The organism is Agrobacterium vaccinii, from assembly GCF_021310995.1.
GTDB classification, from domain to species: Bacteria; Pseudomonadota; Alphaproteobacteria; order Rhizobiales; family Rhizobiaceae; genus Agrobacterium; species Agrobacterium vaccinii.
On the sequence record NZ_CP054151.1, the window covers coordinates 639037 to 653924 of the forward strand.

The 14888-nt window shown below is 50.1% G+C and carries 14 protein-coding genes and 1 tRNA gene; 7 read left to right on the forward strand and 8 right to left on the reverse strand.

The annotated features are described in order from the left end of the window. Positions 1-6 precede the first annotated feature (6 nt). Positions 7-372, forward strand: coding sequence for a DUF3768 domain-containing protein (locus HRR99_RS18030; RefSeq protein ID WP_233124161.1), 366 nt, complete (start codon positions 7-9; stop codon positions 370-372). 40 nt (positions 373-412) lie between these two features. Here the strand turns inward: HRR99_RS18030 and HRR99_RS18035 are convergent, their stop codons facing one another. Continuing rightward, entirely contained in the window at positions 413-676 is a 264-nt protein-coding gene (locus HRR99_RS18035; protein WP_233124162.1) for a helix-turn-helix domain-containing protein, read from the reverse strand. 102 nt (positions 677-778) lie between these two features. On the opposite strand from HRR99_RS18035, the gene HRR99_RS18040 reads away from it, so the two are divergent. The 3 genes from HRR99_RS18040 to HRR99_RS18050 all read left to right on the forward strand — a co-directional run bounded on the left by HRR99_RS18040 (position 779) and on the right by HRR99_RS18050 (position 3164). Next, on the forward strand, positions 779-1129 hold the full coding sequence (locus HRR99_RS18040) for a hypothetical protein (protein ID WP_233124164.1): 351 nt from the start codon (positions 779-781) through the stop codon (positions 1127-1129). Positions 1130-1199: 70 nt separating this feature from the next. After that, a complete protein-coding gene (locus tag HRR99_RS18045) occupies positions 1200-1700 on the forward strand; it encodes a DUF805 domain-containing protein (RefSeq protein ID WP_233124165.1) in 501 nt (166 codons plus the stop codon). 36 nt (positions 1701-1736) lie between these two features. Then, positions 1737-3164 (forward strand): hypothetical protein, encoded by a 1428-nt coding sequence (locus HRR99_RS18050; protein ID WP_233124167.1) that lies wholly within the window; start codon positions 1737-1739, stop codon positions 3162-3164. Positions 3165-3662: 498 nt separating this feature from the next. Here the strand turns inward: HRR99_RS18050 and HRR99_RS18055 are convergent, their stop codons facing one another. Continuing rightward, entirely contained in the window at positions 3663-4307 is a 645-nt protein-coding gene (locus tag HRR99_RS18055) for a hypothetical protein (protein WP_233124169.1), read from the reverse strand. After that, positions 4294-4683, reverse strand: coding sequence for a hypothetical protein (locus HRR99_RS18060; protein ID WP_233124170.1), 390 nt, complete (start codon positions 4681-4683; stop codon positions 4294-4296). The genes HRR99_RS18055 and HRR99_RS18060 overlap by 14 nt, the downstream gene beginning before the upstream one ends. Positions 4684-5180: 497 nt before the next feature. Between HRR99_RS18060 and HRR99_RS18065 the strand changes: the two genes are divergently transcribed. Together HRR99_RS18065 and HRR99_RS18070 are read left to right on the forward strand one after the other, a co-directional pair. Continuing rightward, a complete protein-coding gene (locus HRR99_RS18065) occupies positions 5181-7016 on the forward strand; it encodes a DUF262 domain-containing protein (protein WP_233124172.1) in 1836 nt (611 codons plus the stop codon). Between the two features lie 256 nt (positions 7017-7272). After that, positions 7273-7839, forward strand: a complete 567-nt coding sequence (locus HRR99_RS18070) for a recombinase family protein (protein ID WP_233124173.1) — start codon at positions 7273-7275, stop codon at positions 7837-7839. A 35-nt stretch (positions 7840-7874) separates the two neighbouring features. Here HRR99_RS18070 and HRR99_RS18075 read toward each other — a convergent pair whose 3' ends face one another. From HRR99_RS18075 to HRR99_RS23285, 3 genes are all read right to left on the reverse strand, one after another. After that, a complete protein-coding gene (locus HRR99_RS18075; protein ID WP_233124175.1) occupies positions 7875-11276 on the reverse strand; it encodes an Eco57I restriction-modification methylase domain-containing protein in 3402 nt (1133 codons plus the stop codon). A 252-nt stretch (positions 11277-11528) separates the two neighbouring features. After that, positions 11529-11732: a hypothetical protein gene (locus tag HRR99_RS18080; protein WP_233124176.1), complete on the reverse strand. Its 204-nt coding sequence runs from the start codon at positions 11730-11732 to the stop codon at positions 11529-11531. 151 nt (positions 11733-11883) lie between these two features. Then, on the reverse strand, positions 11884-12159 hold the full coding sequence (locus HRR99_RS23285) for a phage integrase central domain-containing protein (protein ID WP_422387344.1): 276 nt from the start codon (positions 12157-12159) through the stop codon (positions 11884-11886). Between the two features lie 102 nt (positions 12160-12261). Here HRR99_RS23285 and HRR99_RS18085 point away from each other — a divergent pair, with 102 nt between their 5' ends. Then, positions 12262-13890 carry a P-loop ATPase, Sll1717 family gene (locus tag HRR99_RS18085; protein ID WP_233124178.1) on the forward strand — a complete coding sequence of 543 codons (1629 nt, stop codon included), beginning with the start codon at positions 12262-12264 and terminating at the stop codon, positions 13888-13890. Between the two features lie 130 nt (positions 13891-14020). Here the strand turns inward: HRR99_RS18085 and HRR99_RS18090 are convergent. Then, positions 14021-14110, reverse strand: a tRNA-Ser gene (locus HRR99_RS18090). A gap of 53 nt (positions 14111-14163) precedes the next feature. Beyond that, on the reverse strand, positions 14164-14697 hold the full coding sequence (locus HRR99_RS18095; protein WP_233124180.1) for a ClpX C4-type zinc finger protein: 534 nt from the start codon (positions 14695-14697) through the stop codon (positions 14164-14166). Between the last annotated feature and the right edge of the window lie 191 nt (positions 14698-14888).

A 14888-nucleotide genomic window follows, 5' to 3' on the forward strand; every position in this document is an offset into this window, starting at 1 on the left:
TTGGTGATGGCCAGCGCACTCATGCGATCACCCACTGAGGATGCGGCTCAGAAAACCGCATCCATAAGCAACCAGAACGACTCTTTTCGCACCAGTTTCATGGGCGGGCGGATCATGCTCACCAACGGGGTAAACTGCCTTGCCGAACACGACCGTCGAACTGTCCTCAAGGCGGTGCAGGTGTTTGATGACTTTTCGCCCGTTAACGATCCCCACGGTGAGCATGACTTTGGCGCGATCACTGTCAACGAGAGCGTGTTCTTCTGGAAAATCGATTACTATGACGGCGACCTGCAAAACGGTTCGCCTGATCCAGCAGATGATGCCGTGACCTGCCGCGTGCTCACCATTATGCGGGCAGAGGAATATTGAGCGATGGAACCCTTAACTCCATTGGCGTTAGATCAGCTTGCTACCCTTGAGCCTTTCGCCCAGCTTTTAATGCGTTTGGAGGCTTTGCATCCGGCTCAACGGCGGCGAAGAGTTCCGACACATGTACCTTCAGCACATTGGACACGGCTTCGAGCGTGGAGACGGTCACGTTTTCCATGCCTCGTTCAACACGCCCGATATACGACCGGTCAATACCTGCCTCTAGCGCAAGACGCTCTTGCGATAGGGATTGCTCGACGCGTAAGCGTCGCAAGTTCCAACCGATTGTTTTGCGCACATCCATGATCGCAGAAAGCCATATACACGGCTTGACAATCGACGGACTGTTAGTCCCATATTAAACTAATAACGAGCAACGACTCGCAAATTTCACTCAGAGGGCACTATGAAAATCGCAGTTGGAATTATTGGTTTGCTTCTCGGCATTTTGGTGCTGATGCAATCATGTGCCGTGACCGCAGGCAGCGGATTGATGAACGACAGCGCCACTGGGGCAGCGGCATCGATTGGAATGCTTGTGGGCCTCGTGTTCGCCATCGCTGGCGCGTTTTCGTTCGCACTGCCGTTGGTGGGGGCCATCATGTTCTTCGTTGCCGGACTGCTTGCGTTCATGGCTTCGACCCAAGGCAACTTCGGCGACATCACCATCTGGGGCTACATCGCCATGGTGCTGGCGATCATGGGCTTTTTCACGTGGCGCTCTGCAAAGCGGAAGAAAAACCACCCCACGGTATAAGCTGGCTCACCCGGCTTGACGGTAATTCATACAGGACATTGGACATCTTATGAGCGCTTACATTAACGCCATGCGTCGCTACGCGACGTTTTCAGGGCGATCCACCCGGACGGAATTCTGGTACTACCACCTTGTTTTTCTGGGCCTTGCGTTTGGCGGATTGATTATCGACGTCATCATTGCTGGGCCTCGTGAACCGCAGCCGCTGGTTTCGGCGTTGATCGTGATCGGCCACTACCTTCCTTCGCTCGCGATCCTCGTCAGGCGTTTGCATGACCTGGATAGAAGTGGCTGGCTGGTGCTGACCTGCCTCATACCGCTGGTTGGCATTGTCGCATTCATCGTGATTGGAAGCAGCCCGTCTAAGCCTCACGTTCAGGACATTGCAGCGCGCACTGGTGGGGGTGAACACCGGGCGCATCAGCCTGACGCTACCAGTTCGGCTGATCAGATTGAGCGCATCGAAAAACTGGCCGCTTTGCGTTCGTCAGGCGCGATCACGGATACCGAGTTCGAAACGATGAAAGCGAGCATCCTCAAAAACACTCAGCCATCGCAGAAACCGGCCTGAAGCGCACGCGGTGCGGACAGCGAAGCGAATGAAAGTATGAAGAGCATGAAAGTCAGCACGATCGTTACAGCGCTGGGTATCAGCGTTGCAGTTTCCGTCGCTACGCAAGCGAGCGCCGAAGAGCAGTCCTACTACAGGGGAACCAGCTTGGAGATTTTCCTGCATACCCCAACGGATGGAAAACAGGCATTTTGTGCCTTTCGCAGTACGACATGGTCAGGAAAATCGGTTGCGATTGAGTACACATTGATTGGCACAGATAAAATTGTTCCGCGGCTACGGGTGACGAAGCAAAACTGGAATCTGCCGGTTGGCCAAACGACGAACGTCGCCATCGGTACCGCTTGGGCAGGTGGTATTCAGTTCACTTCCAAGGTCGTCAGCACTGATGAAATGTACGGAGAAATTCCGGGCGCTAACGCAGAAGACGGCGGCGGTTTCATGGTCACCACCATTTTGGGCACGGCAATCTCGACCAACAAGCCAGCTACGCTGGCCGTGACCTTTCAAGGCAACGAACCAGTATGGCACGTGCCGGTGGTGAGCTACGCGGACGCCATTGGGTTGGGTACGGGTTTTGACAACTGTATCACGACCTTGACCCAACTCGGCCCGTCACTATTCAAGTCACCTGAGGTTTCAGCCACATCACCATTTGCCGAACCTCCAAGTCAAAGCAGCGGCACTTCTCGGCAGCAATCATCAAACCGTAGCGTAATGTTTGGAGACGCCCCGCCTGCGCCCGCAGTGAGCCCAGTTGTTTCGGCCTCATCCTGGACGTTCGAGAAACGCGAAGAAGATTGGGGCGATACCTGTTTTGTGAAAGCGACGCAGGGCGGCGTGACGATCGGCTTCATGGGTGCACCGGGCAAGGATTTCGTTGCATTTGTCGAGAATGGAAACTTTGACGGTACCGTTCGCGCGTCTTGGCAGGTCGATGATAAGGCGGTTCAAATATCCAACGGCCATCCAGAAGACTATTTTGGCTGGCACGGCTTCTACGAAATCCCACCGCAAATCCTGGATCAAGGCAAGAAAGGCAAAAAACTAGAAATCGTCGACCTAGATGGTAAGACAATTGCCATCAGTCTCGCCGATGCCGCGGTGCCCTTTTCCCAGTTTCAGGCATGTTTCAACAAGGCTGCTCCGAAGGCGGAAAAGGCGATCAACTATCCTGCGGCGACGCACACGGCTCCAAATCGGAAAGGCTGCGTTCTGGAAGTCGGCGGAGCCAAGGCAATCGATGGTACGTGCTATTGGGGCCCATACGGCAACATGGACGGCAGCTTCGTGATGGAGGCGAATGGCTACTTCGCCATCATTGAGATTGACAATAACACCGCCGCTGGCTGGTGGAATGAAACGCCGGGATCGACTCACGCTCACACGCCACTGGGTGAAATGAAGCGTGATGCAAAATGCTGGAAAAGCGAAAGCGTTCGCGTTTGTGACGGAGCAAAATGATAGCAGTTTCGCTTCAACAGATAAATAGATAAGTTCGCACCAGAACACGTGGACTGATAAAACTGCTTTGCGTCCATCGACCTTTTTGATCGAAGGCTACACGACGAAGAAGACGGACCTCCATTACAGGCCGCCGCTATGAATTCACGGATCATATTGGTCGATACTGTTGCAGTCGCGTCTAACAAGTCCTCGGCGTTCTCAGTGTCCACTAGCGGCGGATGGCGTCATCCATAAGGGCCATTGACGCAGCAACCGCATTTGGACTGTCGATGGACTAGCAGCACTGGCGTATGCTGATGAGTTTCGGACCCACTCCTGATGATCCTTGCTGGCAACAGAGCGCAAAAGCCGTCGGTCCGCTCGAAAGCGGGGGGGGCAGTTCAAATTCTAGGGTTCAAAGTAGGATAGACGCCGAAGATCAAAACCCGCATTACGGACCATTCTCGAACAGATTCAATCTAAATGTATTTCCATCGGCAATCTTGCCGGAGCAATTTACCAATGCCGGAGCGCCGCACGCACACAATTGCGGAAGTACGGCTCAACGCCAGACCCACCGGGGTATACTTGCTCTACAAAGTGGCCATGAAAATGTTTGATCAAAGGGCGAACCGTGCTTGACGCATTATTCTTTGCCACGAGAAAGGGCTCAATATCTGGGCAATCGGCACCCAGTCCCACAATCGCGCGTGCGACGCCGAGGGAGAGATCGCTTTTATGGAACTTCGCCTCTATGTGAAGCTTGACATCGCGCTGCACAGGCTGGCCAGACCGGCCGTGGGCATGATAATTCTTATCGAGCCCCAGAACGTCGAACTCGTGCAGTGTGCCTGACTCGCCATGTACGCGAACGCCGATATGCAGTTCACCTACGCGACTACCGTTGCGAATCTCGGCATAGGTGTAACCACTGCTTGTGATTAAGCCGGGACCCATCCGAAAAGTAAAGTGGTCGTTTGAGGATCCGGCGTTGACGTAGTTAATTTGCCAGTTCTGCTCATCTGCGACAAAAAGTGTTTCGGCCCAGAGGTAAGCTTCATAATAATCGTCGAGCTTAGGCTTCTTGTTAGGCCAGAACTTGGCTGAGCCACCAATTACAGTTTTCAGCCGACTCTTCAAGACAGCGTCAAACGATGTCATAGCGTCTCCTCATTATTCCAAGTATTTCACTAGCTTCACGTGCAAACTGCCCCCACTCCTCCAACTCCCCCTTAGAAAGGGCAACGCCTTTGGCATCTTTGCGCGACGTTTCACTCACCACGCCGCTTTCAGCGTCAATAGCTCCAAAATCTTCCTGGATTTGGAGAGTTTTGGCCTTTAGCTTGCCCATCGTGAAGGATACGATTTCAAATCCTTGTACTAATACCGCTTCAAGCTCGTCGAGTAAGAGTTTCAGCTCACTACGCGCGTCAATTGGCGGCATTGCTTCACGCGCCGCCCGTTCAACCGCAATAACGAGTTCGATGCCGCCATGTTCGATCAGTACCGCCTTCAACCAGCCTAAGTCTTCTTCCATGCCCTCAGTTCCCAAATTCTGCCTTCGCCCTGTGGGGTATATCCAGATCTAAGACGCGTAAGCTAGCGAGCAACATAAAGTTGAGTAATGGAAAATTTCTTACCAAAGAAGCCCAAGGTCGTTATGAGGCTGTGAGATCAAGTTTTGCAATAGGCATCAGAGGAGGAAAGAGCCTTGCGTCCGAGACAACGTCAGGCGCATTCGCAACGTGAGAAAAACTGGCATCAATTGCTGGCGCAATATACTGAGTCCAACCTGAAGGTAATGGTTTGCACTCTAGCAGGTAGATTAGGCAGCGGGCATGGTGGATTGGCGGGTCTGCAAAGCTTTAACCGTCAGCCTCCCTCGGCATGCAAGGCTTCGACTGGATAACCACTTGTAAGCTCAATTAACAGTTGACCACCCCAAAATGGTCGTTGGCCAGTAAGGTTTTGACAACGTGTGGGTTTTAGACTCCGAGTAAGTTGTGTTCCAATAATTTGAGACTGGGGAAGCCGATGGAAATTGCGCCTGACAAACAGAATATCGACCGCTTGTTTTCCAATACGACGTACTACATCGACTTTTATCAGCGAGATTACAAATGGACAGGCGAGCCAGTTGCAAGGTTAGTTGACGACATATTTTATGCTTTTGAGGAAAAATATAAGAACAACTCTAAACTAGACCCCGGCCCGGAGATAATTAGCGCGAAGTATCCTTGGTATTATCTAAATACATACGTCACAAATAACATTGACGGTCGTGTTTATGTTGTTGACGGACAGCAACGACTGACGACACTCACTTTGATCCTGATCAAGCTTCATCGTATGGCTGTAGCTGAGCAGTCTACACTTGCCGACTGGATCAAAGCCAAAATCGCCGGTCAAGACGGATTCAATAAGCGTTTCTGGATGAACCATGAGCGGCATCTCGCAACGTTGCAGTCTCTCTTCAACGAGCAGGACGAAGTCCCAACAGACAGCGGCATTACAGCCCTAAACATGTTGGGCAACTACAATCTCATTAGTGAAATGTTGAACGGGCGACTAACTAGCAAGCACAAGCTGGAGACGTTTGTTTTCTATTTTTTGCACCGGCTCGTATTGATCAACCTATCTGTTGCGCAAACCGACGTGCCAATGGTCTTCGAGGTTATTAACGACCGTGGCGTGCGCCTCCGCCCCTATGAAATCCTGAAGGGAAAGCTACTCGGGCAAATCGACAAAGTCGAACTTGACACAAACGATTACAACGGCCTTTGGGAAAGGAGCCTCCAGTCCGTCAATCGCTTTCGCACGGATGAGATTGATACTTTCTTCATCTACCTACTCAAAGCAAAATTCTCAAGCTCTCGTGGTACTGCGGAAAAATTCGACAAAGACTACCACAGGGAGATGTTTAAAAAAGACGTCAATGATACCCTTGATCTTGACCACAACGCCAGCTCCGTTAAGAAATTCATTTCTAAAGACTTTCGCTATTTTACAGCACTCTACGCGCGGATACAAAATGCAGCACAAGCCGCGCAGGGACCACTCGAGCATGTATACTACAATCGGCTCAATGGAATGGACAGCCAGAACCTGCTGATCTTGTCCGCATGCGGTGTCGATGATGAGGAAGAAGACGAGAAGATACGTCTTATCGCTTTTCATTTGGACAGGCTATTTGCCCTACTTCGACTGCAGCGCGCGTACGACAGCAACGAATTCGGCGATGCTATCTATGAGATATCGAACGAGATTCGTAACCAGCCTGCAAGCGCAATAGGTCCCGCATTCGAGAAGAAGTTACTTGAACTACTATCAATTCGAAGAGGTGTGAAGGCGCTTGATGCTTTCGAATATGCGCAGTTCAAAAACACATCGATTACCGACGTTCCGACGCGGTTCACGCGCTATTTCTTCGCACGCCTAGATGCGTTTCTTGCAGCTGGCCTTAACAAACCCGCCTACAAGGTTGACGACTTGGTGACCAAGACAGGTGTTGTCAACGGTTATCACATTGAACACATCATGTCTTACAACCCTGAAAACGTAGCGTTGTACGAGGAGAATAATGAGCAGTTTGAGATCGACAGGAATCGGCTGGGCGCGGTCCTGCTGCTCAAGGGGAAGGACAACATTTCCAGTAGCAACGAAACTTATGAAGACAAGCTAAAATCATATGCAGGTACGCTGTATTGGAACGAGACACTCAGAGCTGATGCCTACAAGGCCAAGCTCGATTTCACCGATTTGATCAAAAAGCACCAACTAGCTTTTGAAGCTTATGAAAAGTTCGGCCCCGAAGAGATCGAAAAACGCCAAAAACTCCTTTTCGCCTTAAGCCGCATAATCTGGAGCTAGATGAAGGAGTGCGCGTTGCGGTTCATTGGGTTGTACACCAAATCGAACCGTTAAGCGCACAAACCTTCTTGCCTTGAAGGCGAAAGGTAATCGCGCGGTATCCGACAACCATCATTCACAACGGCGACGGCAACGTGTCGCATCAGGGTATACCCGCATGTGACACATGAGATGTTATCGCGTCGCCTGTAACATCTGAGTTGACATCGACTATTTGTGACAAGGTAGCGTATGGGCCTAAAGCTTGAGGTGACAAATGGCACGTATTGGGTACGCTCGCGTGAGTTCATTCGATCAGGATTTGGAAAGTCAGCAAGAACGCCTCGCTGCCGAAGGGTGTCAAATCGTCAGGTGCGAAAAGATATCAGGGGCAAGCCGACAGGGCCGGACCGAGCTGGAAACGATCATCCAATTTCTGCGAGCAGGCGATGAACTGATCATTACGCGGCTTGACCGACTTGGTCGAGACACGCGTGACGTTCTCAACATTGTTCACGAGTGTGAGGCGCGCGGCGCCTGTGTTACCGTTCTTGAGCCGCACGTATCCACAAAAGGTGAGATGGGTAATGTCATCATAACTGTCCTGGGAATGGTCGCACAGATGGAGCGGAACTTTATCAAAAGCCGCCAGAGTGATGGCATCGAACGTGCAAAAAAACTCGGAGTGTACAAGGGCGGCCAACGACGGCTTGATCACCGTCAGATCCGGAAAATGCACGCCGAAGGAATGTCGGTATCATCAATAGCGAAACAGTTGAGTTGCTCCCGCATGCAGATATATCGAATACTAGGTTCGCGGGCCGAAACGTCGCGAAGCACGTAAAAGTTTGAGTTTGCGCCGGTTTTCAGACCTTTAAGTCACAACGCATTAGCTATCGCAATTGGCCGATGGTAGAGGTCGCTGACAGCTTCATCTAGAAGCGGTCGCACACCAACAATCTCGGCGTCGATATTCTCAGTGGCTCCTGCGAGTGCACGCCACACTGGTCTTTGCTTAAACCTCCCCCCCGAGCCACCAACCTCCTCGAAACCAAGACGCACCAACTCGATTGAGGACGCTAGAGTTTCCGCAAGTTGTTTTTCAAGGCCAGTCTCTCCCTCTGCCGCAAGCCAGTGAAGATTTCGAAGTTTTTTAGAACAATCGATAATTCGGCCAGCGGCCCCATTTTCGATCAGGGAAATCGACAACGGGATACGCATCACGTTCTGTCCCCCGCCTTCGAGGTAGTCTTCTGCGGTCTGCGAATTGTAAATACCCGCCAAATAGAAAAGAATATCGTCAGCTTCAAAACCCGCGCTCATTAGTGCGTGATAGAATGATAACGCGTCCGCACCCAGATTATTCGGTCCTGCCAGAGTGCGCTCACGAAGAGGATTATCTAGACCAGTGTAATGAAATTGCTGGCTTTCTCCACCGTGTGACTTCACCATCCAATCTCCTGGGACGAGCAAGGCTTTTAGGCCACTGTCGGGATTTGTCCCTGTGGTGAACACGAATTTCGGCCCGATGCCATGACTTGCGGCGTCTCGCCACTGAGACATCGTACCGTAACCCGGATCGCGCCCTTCATGCACATTTCTCGGGATTCTTAACCCCGGCTCATAATAAACCCACGAATGAAGACGAGTATCGGGATACCATGTCACTTCATTTGGAGCACTTCCTGTTACGACACGGCGTACTCGTGTCGGGTCGAAAGTTAGCTGAGCTTGATTGGCATCTTCCGCCATCAGCGATAATCGAGAACGGGCTTTTTGAGAGGTAGCTCGGATAGAGCTAGCAAAATCGTCGAGCGCAGATTCACGAAGGGTTCGGTCAACGATTGCTGAAACTTCAAAGAACCGCTGCGCCTTTGCGCCTATTTCGTCGCTAGTATCACCACGAAAAAGCTCATCAAAAGCAGTAATTATTCCTGGCCATTTTTTTACGAATACCCGACGCGGACTATCTCCGTGCAACACGTTGGGAAATGCTTCGACGTCTCGTACGATCCCCGCCTCAGGAAACAGAGCAAAGTTCCGTATCCTTCCGGGACGATGGTTTAGAGGCTCTGGTAAATCTCCCCGCTCAAGAGCAATGAGACGAGCATCTTTTTCAGTCCCATTAGTTGAAGTATCTCCGGCAAGCGGGCGTAGATCGAATACATCGAAGGCTTCAACGTCGTCAGCGCGCGTTAAGTCGATATCTCTTCTCTCAAGGATGATCACGACGAACTGCGTGCGAGGACCTACGTCTCTAAATATCGAAGCTCCCAAAATCGCCAGATGGCGGACTTTGTAACGCCGTAACAAATCCTCCCGAAAATAACGGTATGAACTGGCGTAACAAAAGCTGTCGGATACAACGAAAGCAATAATACCTCGTTCCGCCACATAGTGGTCGGCCGCTGCGAAAAACCATGCGTAGTCGTCTCGTATATTTCGCTTCCTAGCCCGTGCATTCGCCCGAGAAGAACGCAATAAAACGGGAAATCTTTCCGCCACCTGAGCCAAGGTTTGATTAGAATTATTTCTGTAAGGCGGATTGCCAATCACTAACGGAAATTGCGAGCGCTGCTTCACAGTTTCGCTAAGATCGATCCTGGACTTTAGAAAAGCTCTTGTACTTTCGTCCGTCAGCAACGGCATAATGGTCCGAAGGCGCGCACCATTTCGGGGATCGAGTGCGTCTGTTGGGTATAGATTTAGCGTCCCAACAGCTTCCGCTTCCCGTCGGTCAAGGTGAGCGAGAACGGCGAGGTAAACGTTAATTTGTGCGATACCGATTGCCTGCGGAGAAATATCAAATCCGGTAAGCCTTTCCCAAAACCTAGGCAAGCCTGCCGCGTGAAGGCTGTTAGCACCTTCAATGAGAAAGGTACCTGATCCGACGCCAGGATCCAACGCGACAACATCTCCTAACACCCCACGTTCATCGAGGACCTCAATCGCGATACGCCACATGTGTCGAACGATAGGTACAGGGGTGTAATATTGCCCTAGTTGCTTTCGCCTCCGACGATCGACGCGCTGAGCGTAGATTTCAAAAAATCGGCCCAGCAGGTCATCATCTAAGCAAGAAAAATTATGAGATGTAAAAATCGCAACGAGTCGCCGGAAAGCGGATGGATCGACCTGAGGCCCTAGCCAGTCGTAAAATCGTCCGGTCGCGGCCAAATCTTTCACTGCCGTATTTTCCACACGCGAAAGCGCACCCATGCTAGCGAAAAAAACGTTAGGAAGTTCAGCTAGTGAAACATTATCAAAGCGATTTGAGTGGAATATCCAGTCAGTCGAGGGGATCAGTGGCGGATCTGTTTCCAAACAAAAGCCATCTTCAATCGCCTTTATCGCGAACAAGCGCCCTATAAGGGAATGCACACTTGCGCTCACAAATTCGGACCATTCGTCTTGCCAATGCGACGCTAGGTAAGCCTGCGCTGCTTCCATCGACATTCCGCCATGCGCAGCCATCGTATATACAGTCAAGGCACTTTGAATTTCTGGCGCCAAATCCTCAACAGAGTTTCCACCAGCCCTAACCGTGCCAATCAAAGCCGTAGCACCACGTCCCTCAACGCGACCCACAACAATGTCTGCGAGATCACTCGCAAACGCCTCAAGCTCCGATGCACGTTCTATCGACCTCAGATCACAGATACTTGAAAGTGCGGGGGGCTGAATGGCTTCCGGTGTAAGGTAACTTGAACACCACCGTTCAAATGCCTCAGCTTCGCTGGCGTTCATTAGGTCGAACTGGAGACTGCCCTCCAACAAAGACATGCGACTAAGTCTATCCAGCGAGGTAACGCCTGACGACACCGCAGCGCGCACAGCAGGAGGTATCGTGACGACTAGAACACGCTCGAAGGTTGTTAGGATGAAGAATGAAATACGTTCTATATGGGCGGTGACGTAGGGCACAAACTTATCAGCCCACAGAACATCATCAACCAGTGCTTCAATTAAAGTACCGTAAGCTTGTAGCTCACTTGGCTTCTTCGACTCCACAACGACATCTGCAGCTGCGCTCACGTCTGCAGCGTCGCGCAGGGTGTATAATGCAATATCTGGACGTTTAAATCGACTATTGCCGGAGGCCGTGTCGATCACACCAAAGAGCCCGAAGCTAGACAATGCACCCTTTAAGTTGGACGAAAGATCGTTTTCGCTTCTATTGATACCACCTGCACCGAGCCTCTGAACAAGCGAAATATAATCCGAAAAAATAGACAACTTCAAAGCCCGTTGTTGGAATTGCTGACGCAATAGTTGAATCACAAACACCCTACTTAAACAACCGCGCCAGAGAAATATAGCGAGGTTTTCCAATGCGCTCAGTGAGTCATTTTATGCGGATCATTTACTGAATGGTTTTCACTCGCTCCTCATCGAGAGTGTCAGCCCACAAATGCATGATTCGCGTGCACTCATCCCAGCAGGTGCCTCGATGATAAACGCGTCTTACTACTTGAGCGTCAAGTTGGCTGAGCTGAGCCTCAATGCAGTCAGCACTGAAGCGCTGAGACTCGTTCAATATACTGCTGGCAGACGACCGATAGCCATGCGCGGTATGCTGGATTTTTTCACTCCCATGCGTACTAGCGCTGAGTTAATTGAGCTTTCGGAAAGAACATTCTTGCCAGACATCATCGATGGGAAAGCATACTGCATATCCCCGAAAAGCTCTTTCATCGCCGAGACAACCTCAAGTGCCCGCTTCGAAAGACGGAACATAGTGATCCCCGCGCATTTTCGTCTTCTCAGCAGGGATAGTCCATAACGCCCTATTAAAATCGAGCGCCGTCCATTCCATCGACTGCGTCTCCCCGGAACGAGCAAAGCATAACCCTTAGATTTTCAGCACTACCACCAGAGATGGCCACGCCTAATACCCGTAGATGGCCCGCATCAGGCCACTGATTTCAGCCTTTGTTGTGAATGCAGCATGACTAACTGCCACGTGCCGTTGCGGAGCACCCCGAAGCGATGAGCTGGGATTGTTATCAGCCATTGCAGTTGCGATGACGCAAAGAAACAAACAACTAATTGCCGCCCGCGTCGCCAGTGCACTCTCCACATGGCCGCGCCTGTCGATGCTAGTTAGCATTGCGGGCACGTCACGCGATGTTATTTGGGTGACGGGTAAGGTCAAATATTGCAAACAAGAATCTTGGTAGACAAACCACGTCTATTATGGACTGCTTATAAAGAATCAGGATAGCATATCTATCAACTCAGCATTGAATGATTGATAGGATGCGCGATGATTAATGGCGTTGTTTATCGGCAAGGCGTGCATGTAGGAGAAATTTCTGCAGAAGATGACGAAACTTTCTTGGCCGAATGTTTTGTGGTGCAGGACTTTTATGTGCAACTGTTAGACATGGATTCCTCCAAGTCGATTATTCTTGGACGCACAGGGTCTGGTAAGACTGCTGTTCTCAGGCAGATAGAACGTAATAGAGATGACACGATTCGAATTGATCCAAAGGAGGTCGCGTTCGATTATATTTCCAACTCGAACATTATAAGATTCGTGATTGAGCTAGGTTGTGACGTAAATCTCCTTTTTCAACTACTATGGAAACATGTATTTTTAAGTAATAGCATAAGAAAATATTTTAAGGACAGGAGCAGTTTTGAGACAGCTCTAGATAATTTATTTGACCGCAATAATCCAGCAAGACAGTATTTTGAGAAGTATCAGAAAACTTTCTGGATCGAACAAGATGTTGTAATTAAAGAGATATCGAGTGGCTTCGAGCAGCAGATTTCAGCAGGCTTGGAAAGTGCGCTTGGCGCTGAAAAAGTAGCGCAAATAAGGGCGTCGCTTACAGCCACTCAAAGCGTATCTGGGTCTGAGAAACGCGAGATACAGAGCAGAGTTAAGTACGCTGTTTCACAGCTGCAGCTGCGTGACATGAATCGGGCCATAGACGCACTAAACGAGCTCATGAGCAATAAGCAGCGGCATTTCTACGTACTCGTTGACGACCTCGACTTGGACTGGGTGGATCCGGCACTTCAGTATAAGCTTATTCAATCATTAATCGAAACAATCAAAAATTTTCGTAAGCTTCGAAATGTAAAAATCTTGGCCGCCCTGCGCTCGGACGTTTACGAAAAATCTATCGCGTCGATCGAATCCGAGGGAATGCAGCCCGAGAAGTATGACGGTATAATTACAACGATAAAATGGAATAAAGAATCTCTTCGCGTCCTTCTGGATAAGCGGATTTCATTGATGTTTAAGCGCCAATACAGTGGTAAAACGAACGTCAAATTTTACGATCTCTTCCCTGAGAATATTCGATCGTTGCCAAGTTTCGACTATCTGTGTGACAGAACTTTGTTAAGGCCAAGAGACCTAATTGTTTTTATAAATCAGATATTAGACAAGGCTTCTGGTTCGACAAACATTTCGCAAAAAACTGTAGCTGACGTAGAAGCCGATTACTCGCGGAAGCGGCTTGATGCCTTGAAAACTGAATGGCGCTCTGTCCATCCAAAAGCCGACTCTTACATCTCTCTGCTCAGCCGACAAACAGGAAAAAATGACGTCCGTGACTTGGCAGCTAGAGATCGTCTGTTGGAAGTTTGCCTTGAATTAGCAGAACTTGAAGGAAGCGATAAACACAAAGACGAATGCTTCGAAAAAGCAAGTCAATATCTGAAGCGAGAAAACTCAAGAAAGTTGTTTGAGCTTGCTGCATGCATTGTGAGCGTTCTTTACAAAATAGGTGCCATTGAACTGAAACTAAGCAAACAGGAAACTTTCTACGCAAGCTACAGAAACGACGCTGTTGTCGCGCCAGTCCAGATTACTGATGACGCATCATACCGGGTTACTCCGATGCTTTGGCGGGCACTTGGTATCACACCAAACCTGTAGGTTCGAGGTGGGGCGATCGTAACCCTCCACACAAACCAAATATGCCTGCTGATTTTCGTGGGTCGTTTTGTGGGGTTGATCGGCTACCCAAGCCTAAGCCACTAAAAAAACAAGCATAATATCTGATAAATGGCGGAGAGGGTGGGATTTGAACCCACGATACCCTTGCAGGTATGCCGCATTTCGAGTGCGGTGCATTCGACCACTCTGCCACCTCTCCGCGGGCACGATTTTTTAGGGTCGTGCGCAAAGAGCGAGATGGTTGAGCACATATTAGAGCTGTTGCCTGATCCAGGGTGCCGCAAGTGTGGCTTTCCGTGGCGTTGTTTCGTTAGCTGGCATCAATCGAAGAAAGAATTCAGTAAAGGTATCCTGAAAGATCGCTAGATTCACATCACGGCGCACGCGCGCATATACCATCAAGACATCACCGAAATCGTTCTCGGCCCACCCATAGGTCCACCCTACAATCTTTGCATCTAATTCACTGGCGCATTGCAGAAGCTCGGAATGCATTCGGCTTCTACGCTCAGGGAGCAAGCATGCTTGATGGTCGAAGAAAATTGAAAGAACATGGACGAGTGTCCCTTCAACCTCTGAAAAATCCTCAATAATATTTAAGTGAGAAGCAATATGTGAGCATGAGGCGCAGATCGCCACTCCTGGTCCGGCAATGATATTGCCGACGCCGTCCTGCCGGGATTTTCCGCAGAAACTACATATTACAGCGTTGTCGCCTTGGCCGAAGAGCACGCGGCGGGCAGCCTGAACCCTAGCTTTGAACGAAACTTTCATTTGATTTTCCATAATTTATGGATCCTCCAAACGCCTCAGTATCAACTAGGGGGCGTCTATCGATGGCAGAGAGCCGCGCTTACTCGCCCAGCCGGACCCTCAGCGTTCATAGTATGTTATCCAACGAACTCAACCCAATGATGTGTCTTCAGTAAGATGGTGTAATGCCTTAGTGTCAAATCGAATCGTCGAAACATGCAGAA